A 16,140-nucleotide genomic window follows, 5' to 3' on the forward strand; every position below is an offset into this window, starting at 1 on the left:
CCCAGCACCCCGCCACCCCGTCGGCAAACACCAGCACAAAAAGGACACCCCTCGACCCTGAGGACCGAGGGGAAACCTTTAATTTCAAGCTTAGCCGGAATGCTCCGAAAACGTGCCGTAGGCCGCCGTGATCAACCCAGGCGGCGGGCGGGGCGGCGTGAGGCGTGGGGCGACATGCCAGGCGACCGCGTCGACGCCGGGCAGCGCGTACCGCTGGGAGCCAGCAGAAGCGTGGTGGGAGCGAACCAGAACCGGGGAAGAAGTGCCCTCGACGTCATGCGTGAGCGGCCAGGCACGAAGGGCCCGGACCCACCCAAACGGGGCCGGGCCTGTTCGGGTGTTGGGGTCAGATGACCCGGATGTTCTCCGCCTGGGGGCCCTTCTGGCCCTGGCTGACGTCGAACTCCACGTGCTGGCCCTCCTGCAGTTCGCGGTAGCCCTGCCCGGCGATGTTGGAGTAGTGGGCGACGAAGACGTCCGGGCCGCCGCCCTCCTGCTCGATGAAGCCGAAGCCCTCCTCCGCGTTGAACCACTTCACAGTGCCCTTGGCCATGTCTGTCTCCATCGAAGGGGTTTCGGTCCCGCACGGTGCGGGACCGGAGGTCATCGCCTGGTCCGGAGAGGACTGCACAGCAAAACGCCCGCGGGCAAAGGTGACCGCGGGCGAACGCTTTCGGAACCACGACTGCTCTGTCGATCACGCTAGTCACAGGGGCACTGCCAGGCCGGCACTGCGGGCTGTCGCCTTTCCGGGGCACATCGGGCACCTTCTCCTCCTACGCCACCCCGGCCAAGCGCTACACCGGGTACTCCGACGTCCAGACCGCCCCGCCGCAGGAAAGCCCACCGAGGGCTCCGAGTCCGACACCTTCCGGGAGTACTACGACCTGGTTGACGACCCCTCGCAGCTCACCAAACAGCTCTGCCAGGGACTCTGCAGACGAGCAGGCTCTGGGCATACTGGCCCTGAAGTCCCAGCTCGCCGCCGACCACGTGAGCTGGCCTCAACTGCTGTCCCGGCCGGGATCAGCGGGCGGGGAGAGCGGCACCCGCGACCATATCGCTGGCAGCAACCGGTCGTCGACGCCGTCCAGGTCTGGACCAGCAATATCCGCGCAACAATAGGGCTGAGTTCTACAATGTTCACCCTGGTCCCATTGCCCAGAACTCACTCACCCTTTACTCTCACAGCCATGGCAGCAGTGATTCTCACTGCTCGTCGGCACGTCGACTTCGGACGGCTGGCGAGTACGCTCTGTAAGGCCGCCACGGCGTGACCGCCGGGCTCGGTAACCGCTCGTCCGAGCCCTGAGCAGGCAGGTCAACGCCTCATCATTCAACGAGACATCCGGACTCCCGCCAGCCAGGCCGATCACGCCTCTACTGGGCCACAGTCCCCCGGTCCCGTTTCTTATTCGCAGTCCCCGCATATCCCAAAGCAGGCTTCCGGAAATTCTGCGCGCCTTTTTTGCCCGCCTGGCGAGCAGGATTCACCGTACCCAAAGCAGAAAAGGGAAAACCGAATGAGTGAGCACGAGCAATCGCAGGTAAGCAGACGCGGCTTCCTCGCGAGCTCGGCCGCAGTCGCCGCGGCGGTCGCCGTCCCCGCGGCCGCCCAGCTAGCCACCGGGGCTCCGGCCTCGGCGGCCACCCGCCCGAACATCCTGCTGATCATCACGGACGACCAGCCCAAGCACACCGACTGGGCGACCCCGAAGACGATCAGCTGGCTCGTCAACCAGGGCGTGAAGTTCACCAACGGCCACGTCACGACGCCGCTGTGCGCCCCCTCCCGCTCCTCCGTCTTCTCCGGCCGCTACGCCCACAACCACGGTGTGCTCGACAACGGCCACCCGTACAAGCTGGACCAGAACACCACGGTGCAGCGCTACCTGAAACAGGCGGGCTACCGCACCGGCCTGTTCGGCAAGTACCTCAACGCCTGGCACGTCGCCGACAACCCGCCGCACTTTGAGGAGTGGGTGCTGGAGGACCCGGTCGTCTACAACGACGGCACCTATAACGACAACGGGACCGTCCGCACGATCTCCGGTTACAGCACCACGATCATCAAGAACAAGACCCTGGCCTTCCTCGACAAGGCCGCGACCGACACCCGGCCCTGGTTCGCGGTCGTCACCCCCAAGGCCTCGCACGAGCCCAACACCCCCGAGACGCAGTACGCCAACACCGTCACGCCGGACTGGAATGGCCGCCCGTCCGTCTTCGAGACAGACAAGAGCGACAAGCCCGACTATATCCAGAGCGCGAACGCGAACCTCTCTGACGCCCAGGCGCTGCGGCAGCGTCAGCTGCGCACCTTGCTGTCGGTCGACGCCGCGGTGCAGGAGTTCAAGGACAAGCTGGCGTCCCTGGGGCAGCTCGACAACACCCTCGTCATCTACCTCGGCGACAACGGCTACACCTGGGCCGACCACGGATGGCAGAAGAAGTCGGTGCCCTACCTCCCGTCCATCGAGGTGCCGTTCTACCTGTCCTGGCCGGCCGGCGGCCTGGGCGCCGGGACCACCGACAACCGCATCGTCGCCAACATCGACATCGCGCCCACCATCCTCCAGGCGGCCGGGATCAGCCCGAACACCCCGCAGGACGGCAAGTCCCTGCTCGGCACCTACAGCCGTGACCACTTGCTGACCGAGTGGTGGGAAGCGGGCGTCCACCAGACGGGGAGCCCGCACACGTGGTCCTCGTACGTCGCCAAGGACAAGCAGTACACGGAGTACTACAAGCTGCACACCGACACAGGCGGCAATGTGGTCGGCACCGGTGAAGTGGCGTTCCGCGAGTACTACGACCTCACGAACGACCCGTACCAGCTCACCAACAAGCTCTACGGGGCGACCTCCGCGGACGAGCAGGCTCTGGGCATCCCGGCCCTGAGGGACCGGCTCGCCGCCGACCGCGTGAGCTAGCCTTACCGGCCGCACCGCGCCGGCCGGTCCGCACCAATCCGGTCGGGTGCCCGTCTCTCACGGGCACCCGGCCGGCTCCTTCGAATATCGGAGATGTCATGTCCTCCTCGTGCTGCACACCAGGCCGGGCCACCCTCACGATCGCGCCGGCCGCGTCCACGGCACCGCCCCGCTCCGAGACGGCACTTAGGATCGCCAAGCAGCTGATCGACCTCCCCGGCGGCCGGTTCCTCATGGGCGGCGATGATCCCGACGGCATCGCGGCCGACCACGAGGGCCCGGTCCGCGAGGTCAAGGTCCCCCCCTTCCGGATCGCCCCCACGACCGTGACGAACGCCCAGTTCGCGAGCTTCATCAAGGCGACCGGCTACATCACCGAGGCCGAGAGCTTCAACTGCTCCTTCGTCTTCTACGGCCTCCTCCCCGAGGAACTCGCGGACACAGCGGAGCCCGTTGCCGAAGTGCCGTGGTGGCGGGCGGTGGCCGGCGCGACCTGGCGGTATCCCGAAGGCCCGGGGTCGTCCATCGAATCTCGTCAGAATCACCCCGTTGTCCACATCTCCTGGAACGACGCCCATGCCTTCTGTGAGTGGTCCGGCACGCGCCTGCCCACCGAGGCCGAGTGGGAGTACGCGGCCCGCGGCGGGCTCGAACGGCGCCGTTTCCCGTGGGGTGACGATCTGGCCCCACGCGGGCGGAGGATGCTCAACATTTGGCAGGGCGACTTCCCCGCCCATTACACGGGTTCCGGCGGACCCGGCACCGTACCCGCGAAGGCCTACCGCCCCAACGGCTACGGCCTTTACAACACCGTGGGAAACGTGTGGGAATGGACGGCCGACTGGTTCGTCCCGGACATCTCCCGCGTCATGCGCGGCGGCTCCTACCTGTGCCACGACTCGTACTGCAACCGCTACCGCGTCGCAGCCCGCAGCCGTAACACCCCCGACAGCTCGACAGGCAACATCGGCTTCCGCATAGCCGCCGACGGCCGGTAGCAAGGGCCTTGCGGAGTTGTGGCCCCGATTTACCTTCTTTCGTGATCCTGGGTCGGGCTCCCGGCCTCCGGGCACGGCGTGACTTTTGCCCCTGTCGAAGGCATGACCTGGGGGTGGTCCTACGTTGTTGGTAGGCCGGATGGGCTGTCGTACTGTCGGGAAGGTCCAGCAGTCCCGGGTATCGCTTGCGGGGGTGGTTGCCTTCGATGGTTCCGTGACACGTGGCCGCTGGGGACTGCACGGCGACTCGACCGCTGATCAGGAGCTGCGAGCCGGGAGTGTATCGCTGAGGCCATGTCTGCGGGGTCTTCCGGAGCCGCTGTGTGCTGGAACGACCGGAGGCCGTTGTGGCCGGGAACTGGGCAGGGACCGGCATCGGCAATGCTCACCACCACACCACTCCTTGGACAGTGCGGGCGAGGTGCTGCTCTCGCGCAGAGTGGCCAACGACGAGTTCCGGGCCTTTGCCCAGCTCGGACACTTCATCGTCTCCAAGGCACGGCGGGCCGGAGTTCCGCTCGTGTTCGTGGATCCCGCGTACTCCTTGAAGGAACGTGCGCACTGGGACACATGGACCGGCGTAACCGGATCTCCCAATCCAAGTTCGCATGCCGGTCGTGTGGCGTCGTTGCGCACGTCGACCGACATGCTTCCCACGTTTTCGCACCGTGGCGAAACCGTGTGGACTGCGGGGCGTGAGTCACCCGTCCAAGCCGCCAGCCACGAGGCTGAACGGCTCAGACGCGGGAGGCATCCCCACCCAGTGAAGCCCTACCCGCGAGCCTGGTCCTTAGAGGGCGTTTATGCAGGTCAGGCCCTATATGAGGCTCTCGCCCCTGCCCTACTTTGATGGCTTTCATCCCGTAGGCGTCGAATGGCCTTCCCTGAGGCGGATGCTTGGTCATCCGTCTCGTTCGCTTCTATACCTGGAAGTCCGTCTGGTTTGAAGATGCCACGGAACCGCCTGATGGGTAGCGGAACCGCGCCCTCCGGCTCACTCGTGATCACGCTACGCCGTGAGCGAGCGCAAGCCGTACCCCAGCGACCTGTCCGACACCCGATGGGCCCTGATCGAGCCGACGTTGACGGCCTGGAGAAAGGCCCGGCTCGACCGCAGGCCGACCGGACGGCCGGCCAAGGTCGATCTACGCGACGTCTTCAACGCGATCCTCTACGTGAACCGCACCGGAATCCCCTGGAAATACCTCCCGCACGACTTCCCGAACCACGGCACCCTCTATGCCTACTACGCCGCGTGGCGGGACGAAGGAATCTTCGCCCAGCTCAACTACGACCTGACGGGACTGGCTCGAGTGAAGGAGGGGCGCAAGCCCGAGCCGACCGCCTCAGTGATCGACACCCAGAGCGTGAAGACCTCCAGTAACGTACCCCTGACCAGCCAGGGAACCGATGCGGCCAAGAAGATCGTCGGAAGGAAACGCGGCATCCTCACCGACACGATCGGCCTCATCCTTGCCGTGACCGTCACCGCCGCCGGCCTCTCGGAGAACGCCCTGGGAATGCGCCTCCTCGACCAGGCGAAGGAGAAGTACCCGACCATCTCCAAGAGTTGGGTCGACACCGGCTTCAAGAACGCCGTCGTCGAGCACGGCGCCCGCCTCGGAATCGATGTCGAAGTCGTCAACAGAAACCCAGATACCCGCGGGTTTCACGTCGTGAAAAGACGCTGGGTGGTCGAGCGGAGTATCGGTTGGATCATGATGCACCGCCGTCTGGCCCGCGACTACGAGACCCTCACCGCCAGCTCCGAAGCCATGATCCACATTGCTTCGGTCGACAACCTCACCAGGCGCATAAGAGACGAAACCACCCTCACCTAGCGAGGAACGTACTAGGGCATCAAGGGCAATCTGCCTACTTCAAACGTCCTCTGAGGGCCGGGCAGTTGACTGAGCCACGCGGAGTGTGACGGTGACTCCGTCAGCGTTTACGACACTGTGGGTTGGTTGGAGGCCGCGGTTGTGGTGGTGTCGACTGATGCGGTGCCGGTGAGGGTGGCGAGCATGTGGCGGACGTTGGTGAGTTGAGCGTTGATGCTGTCACGGCGGTTAGCGAGTGCGGCGATTTCACGTTCACTCTCGTTGCCGATCCGGTCGGCTTTTGCGCTGGCTTCGGCGACGACGTCTTTGGCCTGGTGTTGGGCGGTCTCCACGGTCTGACGGGCGCGGCGTTCGGCGTCGGCGCGCTGCTTTTCAGCTTCGATGCGGAGTTCCTGGGTACGGTGTTCGATCTGAGTCAGCTGCGTTTCTGCTTTAGCCTGTCGGGAAGCGAGGTCGTTTTCGGCTTGTGCTCGGCGTTTAGCGAGCTTTGTGTCGAAGTCGGCTGAGGCCTCGGCAGCTGCGGCGCGTGTGCCCTCGAAGTGAGTGTATGCTTCCTGGCGTTTCGCTGCCGCGTTGTTGGCGGCGGCGTCGTGCAGTTGGCTGGCCTTGTTTTGGGCCTTATCGATGATCTGCGCGCTTGTACGTTCCGCTTCGGCTTTGCACTTGGTGGCATACGAATCGGCGTCCGCGCGCGCCCGGTTGGCGGCTGCGTTGGCCAGTTGGTGTTGTTGTTCAGCGTCCTGATGGGCCTGTTCGCGTAGCTCCCTGGCTTCTTCTTCGGCGAGGAGAAGGATTTTTTCGACGCGGACACTGAGGCTGCCGTATGCCGTATCGGCATCGTTGCTCTGTGCCTGAGTATTCTGAGACTCGAGATTTAGTTCCTCTATCCGCTTTTCCAGCGTGTTGATACGGATCAAGGCGCTGTCGCGATCGGCGGTGAGCTGAGTGACGTGGGTGTCGACCTGTTTACGGTCGTATCCCCGCCGCGTGATCTCGAAATCGTAGGGGGAGAAGACGTCGCTCATGGAGTTCCTGTCAAGGAGAACAGCGAGATGGCCGTGTGGGAAATTGTGTTACTGAAATCGGTTCTTCTTTTAATTTATTTGCGGACGTCGTGATCTAGGTGACGGTGAGCATGCACCCGACGTTCTCTCGGCTGCGCAAGCCGCACCGGACTGACGGTTAGCGGGACTTCTCAGCGAGGTGAGGGGTATCAGATCGCGGAGATGGGGCATCATGGCTCCGAGGCCTACCGCCACGTCTCCGCTGATCTCATCCATTTCTTCCATACCATCCCTTGCCGCCAGCTTATTACCCCATTTTCATGCTGCAGCAATCGAACAGGTCCGATGTTACCTCTGTTATGTTGAGTCGTTTCGCGACGATTGCGGTTGTCTGCTACTCGAGTACGAGACTGCCCATCGGCCTCGAAAGCGGTCTAGCTAAATCTTCTGAGGAATCCTGGTGCAACCAGATGATGTGGATCAGCTACATCTCCATGCTTGTTAGCCGCTGCGGCTCTTCCCCTCTTGCCGGGTCGATGCTTGTACTCCCGCCGGAATGCGCCAGCACGAACGAGGCGTCGATGTCAATACCGTCCAGTTGGCTACGGGGCGGCCGTTGGTGCGTACCCACGGGAATCCGTCGGGGCACAAATTCAGCAGGTCTTGTACGTGCGAGCGGGCCTTCGCCTGCTCGGACGTGCTCTTGGCCGGCACGGAGGACGTCGCATGTCGGCTTGTAGCGTCTCGGGTCATGGGTAACCCGGCACTGTGCCACGTGACTTGATCACCACACGGCATACTTCATATCATGGTCCGGCTGTCACCCTGTTATACCGTGTCCACGTGGTTAGTTTGAGTAGTCGCTTGTAGCAGCAGATGGCTGCGGCGAGGCCGAGAAGGCCAGGTAGTTGCTGGGTGACGTTCGTAGCGGGGGCTGAACCTGTGGTAGCCAGGAGATGGTGCGTTCGATGACCCAGCGGCGTCGCCCTACTGTTCGGGTTGTTGTCGGTCGGCGGGCGAGTCTGAGTCCGGTGCCGGTGAGGCAGCCGTCGATGAGGTTGGGGCGGAGATGGACGTGACGTAGGCCCCAGCGGAGGGTGCGTTCGAGGTGTTCGTCGTCGGTGAAGGCGGTGTTGGCCGGCGGGCCACGCCGTAACAGTGACCAGACGCCCTCGACTGGGTTCAAGTCGGGCGCATAGGATTAAAGTTGCACGATGGTCAGCCAGTCGTGTTCGGCGGCGTAGTCACGCATCCCGGCTTCCCGATGAGTGTTGAGATTGACGCCCCTATGTTGCGTCAACCAGTCCTGATCTTCGACTGGGGCAGCGGCGCGGCCAGGATGTGGTGATAGATCTCCCGCGCCACGTAGCGCTTGAGACACCGGATGACCTCGCGCTTGGTCTTGCCTTCCGCAGTGCGTCGTTCGAGGTAGTTTCGGGTTCGCTCTTCTCGCCGCAGGCGTGTGAGCACAATGCGGTAGAGCGCCCCTGACGGTTGCCGCCGCGATTGAGGCGGCGATGCCGGCTTTTTCCGGAGGAGTGCTCGACCGGGCTCACGCCGCAGAGGGCAGCGAACGACGCCTCGCTGGTGAGGCGATCATGGTTTTCCCCAGCAGCGATGAGCAGGGCTGCCGAGCTGTCGGGCCCCACGCCGAAGACCTTGAGCAGGCCGGGGTTGAGAGCACGGATCATAAGAGTGATCTGCCCTTTCAAGGTGGTGATCTGCTCGGACAGGTGGCGGATGCGCAAGGCCAGGAGCTGCAAGGCCTGGTGCACGGCCCCGTGCTCGGGGTTGAGGTGGGCGCAGGCGGCGAACAGCGCTGGATTACGCAGCGGTTCGAGTGACTCCCGCAGGGCTGGATCAGCGCAGACCAGGATGGCTTTGAGTTGGTTGATGGCCTGCGTGCGGGCGCTGACCGCAGAGTCCTTGACCATCTTGGCCACGCGGAGGGCGTAGGGAGCGCGTCGGAAGGCGGCGCCCGCGGTCGTGGTCGGCTGTGGCGTCCCCCTTGGATGTGGGACGGCTTGTTCCCGGCGCGGTCCTGACAAAGACGCCGACCTCCATCGGGCTCCGGATCCCCCGCGCCCTAACGTGCGCCCCTCAGCTGCCTGTGGTGCCGGACAGCAAAGACCGGTACAGGTGCCACAACATTGTTGTCCCCTGCTCGGCCTGACCGACATCGTCCTGAGAATCGATTGCCAAAGTTGCAGGCTGGTGCCCACCTTGTATGAGTTCTGACCTACGTTGGTGTGCCGCCAGGACTTCGATCCAACAGCAGGTAATGGGTGAGAGATTAACGTTGGAGCTGCCCTGCCGCTCCAGGATCTCCGCCCACTGTTGCAGGTCGAGAAGCCACACCGGGGAGCAGGAGTGGCTGCGCCGCTGCGAGGTGCCCGGCTGCTGGCGTACCTTCGTCGACCTCTCCCGTAGCGCTCACGGCGGTTCTGTGACAGTCGGACGTGCGGCAACCGGCACATGTGGCCGCGTACAAGGCGCGAGGCAAAGAAGCGGCGAGTTGACTCGACTGCCGCCGGGACCGGCGGCCGGAGACAGCAGTGCAAGACGTCCCGCTGCAGCAGTGTTGAGCGTAGGTCAGCTCGCCGGGGCAAGGTGAAGCCGATGGTGGCTGATGGGGATGGTCATAGTGTCCACTGTGCCGTGGCTGGTGGTGTAGTGGGCACGGGCTATTCCGGCGGCAGCCAGGGCCCGTTGGCAGCGTGGGCAGGGCCGGGCCAGCAGTGGGACGCCGGCCCGGTTGACTCGAGCGACAAAGACTTCAGCGCCGGCGGTCGCGGCCCTCACCCGGCGAAGCACCACCTCTTCTGCGTGGAATGTGGCATGCCGGAAGTCGACCATCGGGTTGTTGCGGCGCAGATTCGGCCCGGCGGCCAGCACGCGGTTGCCAGCGGCCAGGACCGCACCCATTCGGTAACGGCACGCCGAACGCAGGGCCTGCCGGACCGCCAGATCCATCAACGCCACCAGGCGCCTCCCTGCCTCAGCGGAGCCTTGCTGTTGCTGATCACCGGCCATGCCCGGCCACTGTGCCTGAAAGCCCGGCGAGGAGCATGCTGAGCGCTACTCCGCCGGAAGCGCAGGGCGCTCGTCCGCATCGCCCCAGGCAGATGGGCCGCTGGCATGGCAACAGCGAATGATGGTAGGAGTGGAGGGATTCGAACCCTCACGCCCACAAGGGCACCGGGACTTGAATCCGGCGCGTCTGCCCGTTCCGCCACACTCCCCTGGCGCTGCACCCCAACCGACGCTCGGCGAGCTTGGGACCGGCTAGGGGCGCTTAGGCTGCCGTCCCAGCTCACGACCCGCCGGGTTGTGAAGCTGATGACATCTTACGTCTACAAGCGAGCACCCGTGCAAGCAGTTCTTGCAAATCATAATCGGTGGAAGAAGGCATGGGAGGCGGGCTGCGCCGGAAGTGTGTCTCCAGTTGATCTGTACAATGGTCCATTGCGGGCAGTCGGCCGTGTGCCAGATCTCCACCGGCAGCCCGACCCCGATGTCAGGCATTGGCCGGGGCAGGCCGGCGAAGCCGTCAGGGCACACGTCACGCTCGGGCTTCGGCGTCTGACTCATCGCGGCATTGTCCTTCCACCTTGGGAGGCAAAGCGCGAGGCTTCGGCTGGCCGCCTTGGTCTCTTGCTTTGCGGCCCGGCGCTCCGCGGCGTTGAACCCTGGCATTCTTCTCGCACTCCGGGTAGACCGGCTTGCTCTGTGGATGGTCCTTGCACACGGCTGATCCACACCCTCTCTTGATCGCCCCGCCGCACATTGCGTACACGGCCGGCCCTCGGCGCCGCGAGACCGGGACCGCCTTCTGCAACGTCTTCGCTGCCCGCGTACCGGCGGCCCGGCACACTGCCGCCAGCGACGCTGGCGTCACGTGCAGGACCGCAGATCGTCCGGCTCACCCGATGCTGCGGCCCCCGCCCTTCGAACCCGAGCGGAATCTCCGACCTCCCGGGGCGATGCCAAAGGAGACGCATGCGGTGCCGCGGGTGATCGTCGCGGACAAGCTCCGTTCCAGGGGTTGAAACAAGCGAGCCGAGAACCGCCAGCACCCCACGACGTAGTGCGAAAAGCGCCATGAAAAGGTTTCCGCTCTAGCGGCGGTTCGTGTCCGCGTTCAGCGGCACCTCGCCCCACTGGCGACCCCGACGACACCTTGAGAGATCGGGCCAGCCCTCGGCTGCCTGAGCGCCCAGCCGACATCCAGACCCCGGTCCGCTCCGACGTGCCATCAGACTCCCACATTCCAAGCAGCTTGACGACACCCTGTGGTGTGCTGCGGCGTCTGATGCTGGACAGGTTGTGGGTCGCGGGAGCACATGAGGGGTGGCCAAGATGATGACTGACAATTGGGTGACCACGTCGCAGGCGAGTGTGCAGGTGTTCAATACGTCGCATGGAATTGGACGATTTTTATCCTGTCGTGATGTAACGCGACTCCCAATCCTGTCGTGGGCGGCGGCGCAGGGCCATCAGGCTTTGTGGGTAGCGGAACGAGTGCCCGGGCGTGAAGTCGATGACGGTACGCCAACTCTTGACGTAATGGACCCGCTGGGCGGATACGGTCACGTCCAGACGCGACTCGTACCGACACGCTTTGACTCAAGATCAACGTCGATTGGCCGTCTCGAGGCTGCCGCAGGCTACGCCCGTCCTGATTACGAATTGTAGACGCCTGTCCGCTCATCCGTTGTGCTCAGGTGAATCGCGATGATTGAGGATTTCATGGTACGCACTGCGTCGTCACCCAGGGCCGAGCGATCGGGCTCCGTCGCGGCGTGGTCGGTCCCCGCTGTCGCCATGGTAGTGGCCGCGGGGGTCGCTGTTGTGCTGGCGCCGCCGGCCGCACGGGTCTGGGTCGTCTGGTGCGGCGCCGTCACAACGGTTATGGTCGCCTTCCTTTCTGCTGGACTCCTGCGCTGTAAACGGATGTTGACTGACTTGCGGGCGGTGAGCACCGAGCAGGAGCGCTGCTTGATCCAGCAGTTGCAGCGCCAGGAGGCCGCGATGGTCCGGCTGGCGAGCAAGCAGCTGCCAGAGGCCGTCATCCGGCTGCAGGAGGGGGAGTTCGCAGAAGACGTGCTGCAGTCCTTGGGTGACGAGTGGGCCGAATTCGCCCCGGACTTCCACCGAGCGCACCAAACTCTGCTGCGCTCGGTGGTGGAGGCCGTGCAGGCGGAGGAGAGCATCCGCGACTCTGCCCAGCGTGGCGTAGTGAACATCGCTCGGCGTGTGCAGGCTATTGTGCACCGGCAGGCCACGGATCTGCGTGCGATGGAAGACCGGCACGGCAATCAACGCGAGTTCCTCTCTGACCTGCTGAGGCTGGACCACGGCACCGCGCTGATCGGCCGCTTGGCGGACAGTATCGCGGTGCTCGGCGGTGCCCGGCCCGGTCGTCAGTGGAACAAGCCGGTGCCGCTCTACAGCGTGCTACGTGGCGCCATGTCACGCATCCTGGACTACCAGAGGGTGGAACTGCACTCCGTCGCCAACGTCGCCGTCGTCGGCGCCGCCGTCGAACCGCTGATCCATGCGCTGGCAGAACTGCTGGACAACGCCACTCGCTACTCGCCGCCCCAAACGCAGGTGCACCTCACGGCGGGAGAGGTGCACCTGGGCATCGCCATCGAGATCGAGGACGGCGGCGTCGGCTTGAGCGAGGAGGCACGGGCGCGGGCCGAACGGGTGCTTAAGGACGCACGATCCGGTATCGACCTGAACGAGCTCGGGGAGTCGCCGCGGCTTGGCCTCGCCGTGGTCGGGCGTCTCGCCCGGGCGTACGACCTCCAGGTCTCCCTGCCGCCCTCCGCGTATGGCGGCGTGCGCGCGGTGCTGTGCGTACCGAAGAACCTGATCACCACAGCGCCCGCCACCGGTAGGGCACACGGCATCGGCGTCTCCGCGGGCCCCCTGCCCGCCGCTGCACCGACCCGCTCCAGCTCCCCGTCCCGTGGTGTTCCAGTGCCGCGCTCCTATCCGGACGGCCCCGCTCCAGCCACGTACGCATCGCCTGGCGTAAGCGTCGCGGATACCCATAACCGGGCGGTGATAGAGCCGCAGGGCACGACCCCGGCCGAGCGCCCGACGGGCGCGGCAACGTCGCCGGTCGCGAGGTCGGATGCGGAGGGTCAGACGCCCAGTGGGCTGCCGCAGCGCCGACGCCGCCGTCCCAACCTGGCAGCCGGTCCAGCGTCCAGGCCGATGCGGACCGCTGCATCGCCTCAGCCGACGGCAGCGGAGGATCCCGCGCCGGGAATGTGGATGGCCGCGCTGCAGAGCGGGTTGTCTGACGAGGGGCCGAAGGCGACACCTAACCGTGGCAGTAGTGACATGTTGGACGAGAGTGAGTAGGCGATGAATCAGCGCGCGGACATGGACTGGATGCTCAAGGATCTAGCGGAGAGTGTCCCGCAGACCCGCCACATCGTGGTGTTGTCATCGGACGGCTTGTGCATAGCCAGTTACGACACCGACGCTGACTGCGCTGATCGCCTGGCCGCGATCGGGTCCGGACTGCAGAGTCTCTCTGTCGCGGTCACGACTGAGTTCCCGCACAGTGACGGGCGGATGAGGATGGTCGTCATTGAGGTCAGCGGTGGCTTTATGTACCTGATGGCGGCGGGCGCGGGTGCCCATCTGGCGGTGCTGGCCGACGAGGGCGTCGACGCCGGCCTGATCGGCCAGTGCATGCGCGACCTGGTGGCCCGTATCGGCGCGCACCTCACCAGCCCGCCACGCAGTGACGGAGGGGTGGTGTGAGCGAATCCGGCGAGGATTGGGAGGACAGCGGGCCTGAGCGGCTTTATGTGATCACAGGCGGCCGGATAGAACTCTCCGAGCAGGTAGCTCTTGACCTCATCACCTTGATCGTGTCGATGGAGGAGCCGCGCCTGGGCATGCAGCCGGAGATTGCCGCCATCCTTCGGATGTGCCGGTCACCGCTGTCCGTCGCCGAGATTTCCGCCTACCTGTCTCTGCCCTCCAGCCTGATCAACGTACTGCTCGCCGATCTGCTGGCAGAGGGACGGGTTGAGGCCCGTTCGCCTAGCCCGTCGCTTCCCGACATCGCACTGATTGAGGCAGTAATCAATGGTCTCCAAAAGCTGTGACACGGCCGCCGAGCCCCGGGCCGAGGATCGGCTGCCGGCGTCGGTCACCTCTTCGGTCAAGATCGTAATCGTGGGCGGTTTCGGCGTCGGCAAAACCACCCTGGTCCGGTCCGTCTCCGAGATCAGGCCCCTGACGACCGAGGAGACGATGACCGAGGCCGGGGCCGGTGTCGACGACACAGTCGGGGTAGAACGCAAGACGGCGACCACCGTGGCGATGGACTTCGGCCGGATCAGCCTGAACAAGGAGCTGGTTCTCTATCTGTTCGGCACGCCGGGCCAGCAGCGATTCTGGTTTCTGTGGAACGGCCTGTTTGAAGGGGCGTTGGGCGCCGTCGTGCTGGTTGACACGCGGCGGCTGGAGATCAGCTTCGACGTGATCGGGCGGCTGGAGGAGGCCAACGTTCCCTTCGTCATCGCCGTCAACGCCTTCCCGGACGCCGCCTCCTACCCCACCGAGGAGCTGCGCGGCGCACTCGACTTGCCGGACGACGTGCCGATCGTGGTGTGCGACGCGCGCGAACGCCAGTCAAGCCGGGACGTCCTGATCATCTTGATGCGCTACCTGCGCTCCCTCGCCCTCGCCTCGGAGGCGATATGACTACCGCAACACCGCCGCCGGGCTGCCCGGCCCACGGCATGATCCCCGACGGCCTGCAGCGGTTGTACGGGGGTGAGGCCGAGGCCGATCCGATGGGCCTCTTCCGAAGGCTGCTCTCCGAACACGGCCCCGTCGCTCCGGTACTGGTGCACGGCGACCTCCCCGCCTGGCTGGTCCTCGGCCACCAGGAGAACCTCGAGGTCGTCCGCACCCCCACCGTCTTTTCCCGGGACTCCCGACACTGGCGTCACATGGCAGAGGGCCGGGTCCCGGCCGACCACCCGCTGTTTCCGATCACCGCGTGGCAGCCCCTGTGTATCTTCACCGAAGGTGCCCAACACCAGCGGCTGCGCGGCGCGGTCACTGACAGTCTGGACCGGTTCGCTGCCCGCGGCATACGGCGCTATGTCACCCGGTTCACCAACCAGCTGGTCGACGGGTTCGCCCGCAGGGGAGCCGCCGACCTGGTCGGACAGCTCGCGGAACAGCTGCCGCTGCGGGTGATGACCCAGCTCTTCGGCATGCCCGAGGAATACGGACCTGCGCTCGTCGAGGCCGTACAGGATATGCTCAACGGTTCCGAGACCGCGGCCGCTAGCAACGACTACATCACCGACATGCTGGCCCAGCTGGTGGAACGCAAAAGGGCAAGCCCCGGCCACGACTTGCCGTCCAAGCTGATCGAACACCCCGCAGATCTCAGCGACAGTGAGGTCCGGGAGCATCTCCGGCTCCTCATGACGGCCGGGAACGAGACCACCGTCAACCTGATCGCGAACGCCTTGCGGATGCTGCTCACCGACCCCCGCTTCAGAGCGAACCTCGCAGGGGGGCACATGACGCTCCCGGACGCCCTCGAGCAGGTGATGTGGGACGATCCGCCGATGATGACGCTGCTCGGGCGCTGGGCGACGAGCGACACCGTGCTCGCCGAACGGTCCATCAAGACCGGCGACATGCTGCTGCTCGGGCTGGCCGCCGGAAACGGCGACCCGGCGATCCGTCCGGACCCATCGGCCTCCGTGTACGGCAACCGCTCACACCTGGCCTTCGGCGGCGGACCGCACGAGTGCCCCGGTCAGCACCTTGGACGGTCGATCGCGGAAACCGCCATCGACACCCTGCTTGCCCGGCTGCCCGATGTACGCCTGGCCGTGGCCCAAGAGGAGCTCGAGTGGGCGTCCTCGCTCATGTTCCGGCGACTCAAGGCATTGCCGGTTGAGTTCTCGCCAGAGCACGGCACGAGGCACGCCGCTGGGACGTCGGATGCGGGCTCCGGCGCCGTATCCGGCGGGGGCCGGGCCGTCCTTCCCCTGCCGCAGCCAACACGTCCGGCCGCCGCCGGCCCTGTGCCAGCGACGGGCGACTCCCGGGCGCATCGGCCGTCGTGGAAGCTGAGGATCCGGCTCTGGAGCAGGTGAGCAGCTGCCACGGACGGTGCAGTGCAGCAACAGTCCTTCGACACGGAGCCCCGGCGCACAGCTGAACCGCCGGGGCCCGTCCACGCTGTCAGCCAGTGTCCGTGACGGATGAGGTAGCTACACACCTCCATCCCCGTCCCCTCCTCCTTATGCCTTACTCCTTGTCGCCCGTACGGAGCTCTGGTGGCCGTAGCGCGCATCAGGCC

At 65.4% G+C, this 16,140-nt stretch carries 12 protein-coding genes, 1 tRNA gene and 3 pseudogenes; 10 read left to right on the top strand and 6 right to left on the bottom strand.

The annotated features are described in order from the left end of the window. Window positions 1-346: 346 nt before the first annotated feature. Window positions 347-553, bottom strand: a complete 207-nt coding sequence (locus AC07CM_RS46535; RefSeq protein WP_478882636.1) for a cold-shock protein — start codon at window positions 551-553, stop codon at window positions 347-349. A 970-nt stretch (window positions 554-1,523) separates the two neighbouring features. On the opposite strand from AC07CM_RS46535, the gene AC07CM_RS46540 reads away from it, so the two are divergent. The 3 genes from AC07CM_RS46540 (at window position 1,524) to AC07CM_RS46550 (ending at window position 5,772) form a co-directional block, all read left to right on the top strand. Continuing rightward, window positions 1,524-2,933, top strand: coding sequence for a sulfatase family protein (locus AC07CM_RS46540; RefSeq protein ID WP_478882637.1), 1,410 nt, complete (start codon window positions 1,524-1,526; stop codon window positions 2,931-2,933). A 98-nt stretch (window positions 2,934-3,031) separates the two neighbouring features. Continuing rightward, window positions 3,032-3,931 (top strand): formylglycine-generating enzyme family protein, encoded by a 900-nt coding sequence (locus AC07CM_RS46545; protein WP_478882638.1) that lies wholly within the window; start codon window positions 3,032-3,034, stop codon window positions 3,929-3,931. 1,016 nt (window positions 3,932-4,947) lie between these two features. Beyond that, on the top strand, window positions 4,948-5,772 hold the full coding sequence (locus tag AC07CM_RS46550; RefSeq protein ID WP_478882639.1) for an IS5 family transposase: 825 nt from the start codon (window positions 4,948-4,950) through the stop codon (window positions 5,770-5,772). A gap of 107 nt (window positions 5,773-5,879) precedes the next feature. Here the strand turns inward: AC07CM_RS46550 and AC07CM_RS46555 are convergent, their stop codons facing one another. From AC07CM_RS46555 to AC07CM_RS46565, 3 genes and pseudogenes are all read right to left on the bottom strand, one after another. Further along, window positions 5,880-6,797 carry a cellulose-binding protein gene (locus AC07CM_RS46555; protein ID WP_478882640.1) on the bottom strand — a complete coding sequence of 306 codons (918 nt, stop codon included), beginning with the start codon at window positions 6,795-6,797 and terminating at the stop codon, window positions 5,880-5,882. 997 nt (window positions 6,798-7,794) lie between these two features. Further along, window positions 7,795-8,055 (bottom strand): annotated as a pseudogene (locus tag AC07CM_RS46560) (transposase); the annotation flags it as partial. Between the two features lie 7 nt (window positions 8,056-8,062). Further along, window positions 8,063-8,710, bottom strand: coding sequence for a transposase (locus AC07CM_RS46565; RefSeq protein ID WP_478882653.1), 648 nt, complete (start codon window positions 8,708-8,710; stop codon window positions 8,063-8,065). Between the two features lie 425 nt (window positions 8,711-9,135). Between AC07CM_RS46565 and AC07CM_RS46570 the strand changes: the two are divergent. Beyond that, window positions 9,136-9,295: pseudogene (locus tag AC07CM_RS46570) on the top strand (CGNR zinc finger domain-containing protein); the annotation flags it as partial. Window positions 9,296-9,368: 73 nt separating this feature from the next. On the opposite strand, the gene AC07CM_RS46575 reads toward AC07CM_RS46570, so the two are convergent. Together AC07CM_RS46575 and AC07CM_RS46580 are read right to left on the bottom strand one after the other, a co-directional pair. Then, window positions 9,369-9,809: a hypothetical protein gene (locus AC07CM_RS46575; protein WP_478882641.1), complete on the bottom strand. Its 441-nt coding sequence runs from the start codon at window positions 9,807-9,809 to the stop codon at window positions 9,369-9,371. Window positions 9,810-9,931: 122 nt separating this feature from the next. Continuing rightward, a tRNA-Leu gene (locus AC07CM_RS46580) sits at window positions 9,932-10,018 on the bottom strand. 747 nt (window positions 10,019-10,765) lie between these two features. On the opposite strand from AC07CM_RS46580, the pseudogene AC07CM_RS46585 reads away from it, so the two are divergent. The 6 genes and pseudogenes from AC07CM_RS46585 to AC07CM_RS46610 all read left to right on the top strand — a co-directional run. Continuing rightward, window positions 10,766-10,958 (top strand): annotated as a pseudogene (locus AC07CM_RS46585) (IS6 family transposase); the annotation flags it as partial. Window positions 10,959-11,525: 567 nt separating this feature from the next. Further along, window positions 11,526-13,154 carry a sensor histidine kinase gene (locus AC07CM_RS46590; RefSeq protein WP_478882654.1) on the top strand — a complete coding sequence of 543 codons (1,629 nt, stop codon included), beginning with the start codon at window positions 11,526-11,528 and terminating at the stop codon, window positions 13,152-13,154. A 3-nt stretch (window positions 13,155-13,157) separates the two neighbouring features. Then, window positions 13,158-13,562: a roadblock/LC7 domain-containing protein gene (locus tag AC07CM_RS46595; protein ID WP_478882642.1), complete on the top strand. Its 405-nt coding sequence runs from the start codon at window positions 13,158-13,160 to the stop codon at window positions 13,560-13,562. Next, window positions 13,559-13,912, top strand: coding sequence for a DUF742 domain-containing protein (locus tag AC07CM_RS46600; protein ID WP_478882643.1), 354 nt, complete (start codon window positions 13,559-13,561; stop codon window positions 13,910-13,912). The genes AC07CM_RS46595 and AC07CM_RS46600 overlap by 4 nt, the downstream gene beginning before the upstream one ends. Continuing rightward, window positions 13,893-14,513, top strand: a complete 621-nt coding sequence (locus tag AC07CM_RS46605) for a GTP-binding protein (protein WP_478882644.1) — start codon at window positions 13,893-13,895, stop codon at window positions 14,511-14,513. Before AC07CM_RS46600 ends, AC07CM_RS46605 begins: the two co-directional genes overlap by 20 nt. Continuing rightward, window positions 14,510-15,934: a cytochrome P450 gene (locus AC07CM_RS46610; RefSeq protein ID WP_478882645.1), complete on the top strand. Its 1,425-nt coding sequence runs from the start codon at window positions 14,510-14,512 to the stop codon at window positions 15,932-15,934. Before AC07CM_RS46605 ends, AC07CM_RS46610 begins: the two co-directional genes overlap by 4 nt. Window positions 15,935-16,140: the final 206 nt, after the last annotated feature.

Source organism: Streptomyces sp. NPDC044061 (assembly GCF_056434305.1).

Bases quoted from the DNA above. Each gene is read 5' to 3' on its own strand.
- AC07CM_RS46540 (WP_478882637.1), top strand. From the start codon at position 1,524: ATGAGTGAGCACGAGCAATCGCAGGTAAGCAGACGCGGCTTCCTCGCG.
- AC07CM_RS46610 (WP_478882645.1), top strand. From the start codon at position 14,510: ATGACTACCGCAACACCGCCGCCGGGCTGCCCGGCCCACGGCATGATC.
- AC07CM_RS46545 (WP_478882638.1), top strand. From the start codon at position 3,032: ATGTCCTCCTCGTGCTGCACACCAGGCCGGGCCACCCTCACGATCGCG.
- AC07CM_RS46565 (WP_478882653.1), bottom strand. From the start codon at position 8,710: ATGGTCAAGGACTCTGCGGTCAGCGCCCGCACGCAGGCCATCAACCAA.
- AC07CM_RS46555 (WP_478882640.1), bottom strand. From the start codon at position 6,797: ATGAGCGACGTCTTCTCCCCCTACGATTTCGAGATCACGCGGCGGGGA.
- AC07CM_RS46605 (WP_478882644.1), top strand. From the start codon at position 13,893: ATGGTCTCCAAAAGCTGTGACACGGCCGCCGAGCCCCGGGCCGAGGAT.
- AC07CM_RS46535 (WP_478882636.1), bottom strand. From the start codon at position 553: ATGGCCAAGGGCACTGTGAAGTGGTTCAACGCGGAGGAGGGCTTCGGC.
- AC07CM_RS46575 (WP_478882641.1), bottom strand. From the start codon at position 9,809: ATGGCCGGTGATCAGCAACAGCAAGGCTCCGCTGAGGCAGGGAGGCGC.
- AC07CM_RS46595 (WP_478882642.1), top strand. From the start codon at position 13,158: ATGAATCAGCGCGCGGACATGGACTGGATGCTCAAGGATCTAGCGGAG.
- AC07CM_RS46590 (WP_478882654.1), top strand. From the start codon at position 11,526: ATGGTACGCACTGCGTCGTCACCCAGGGCCGAGCGATCGGGCTCCGTC.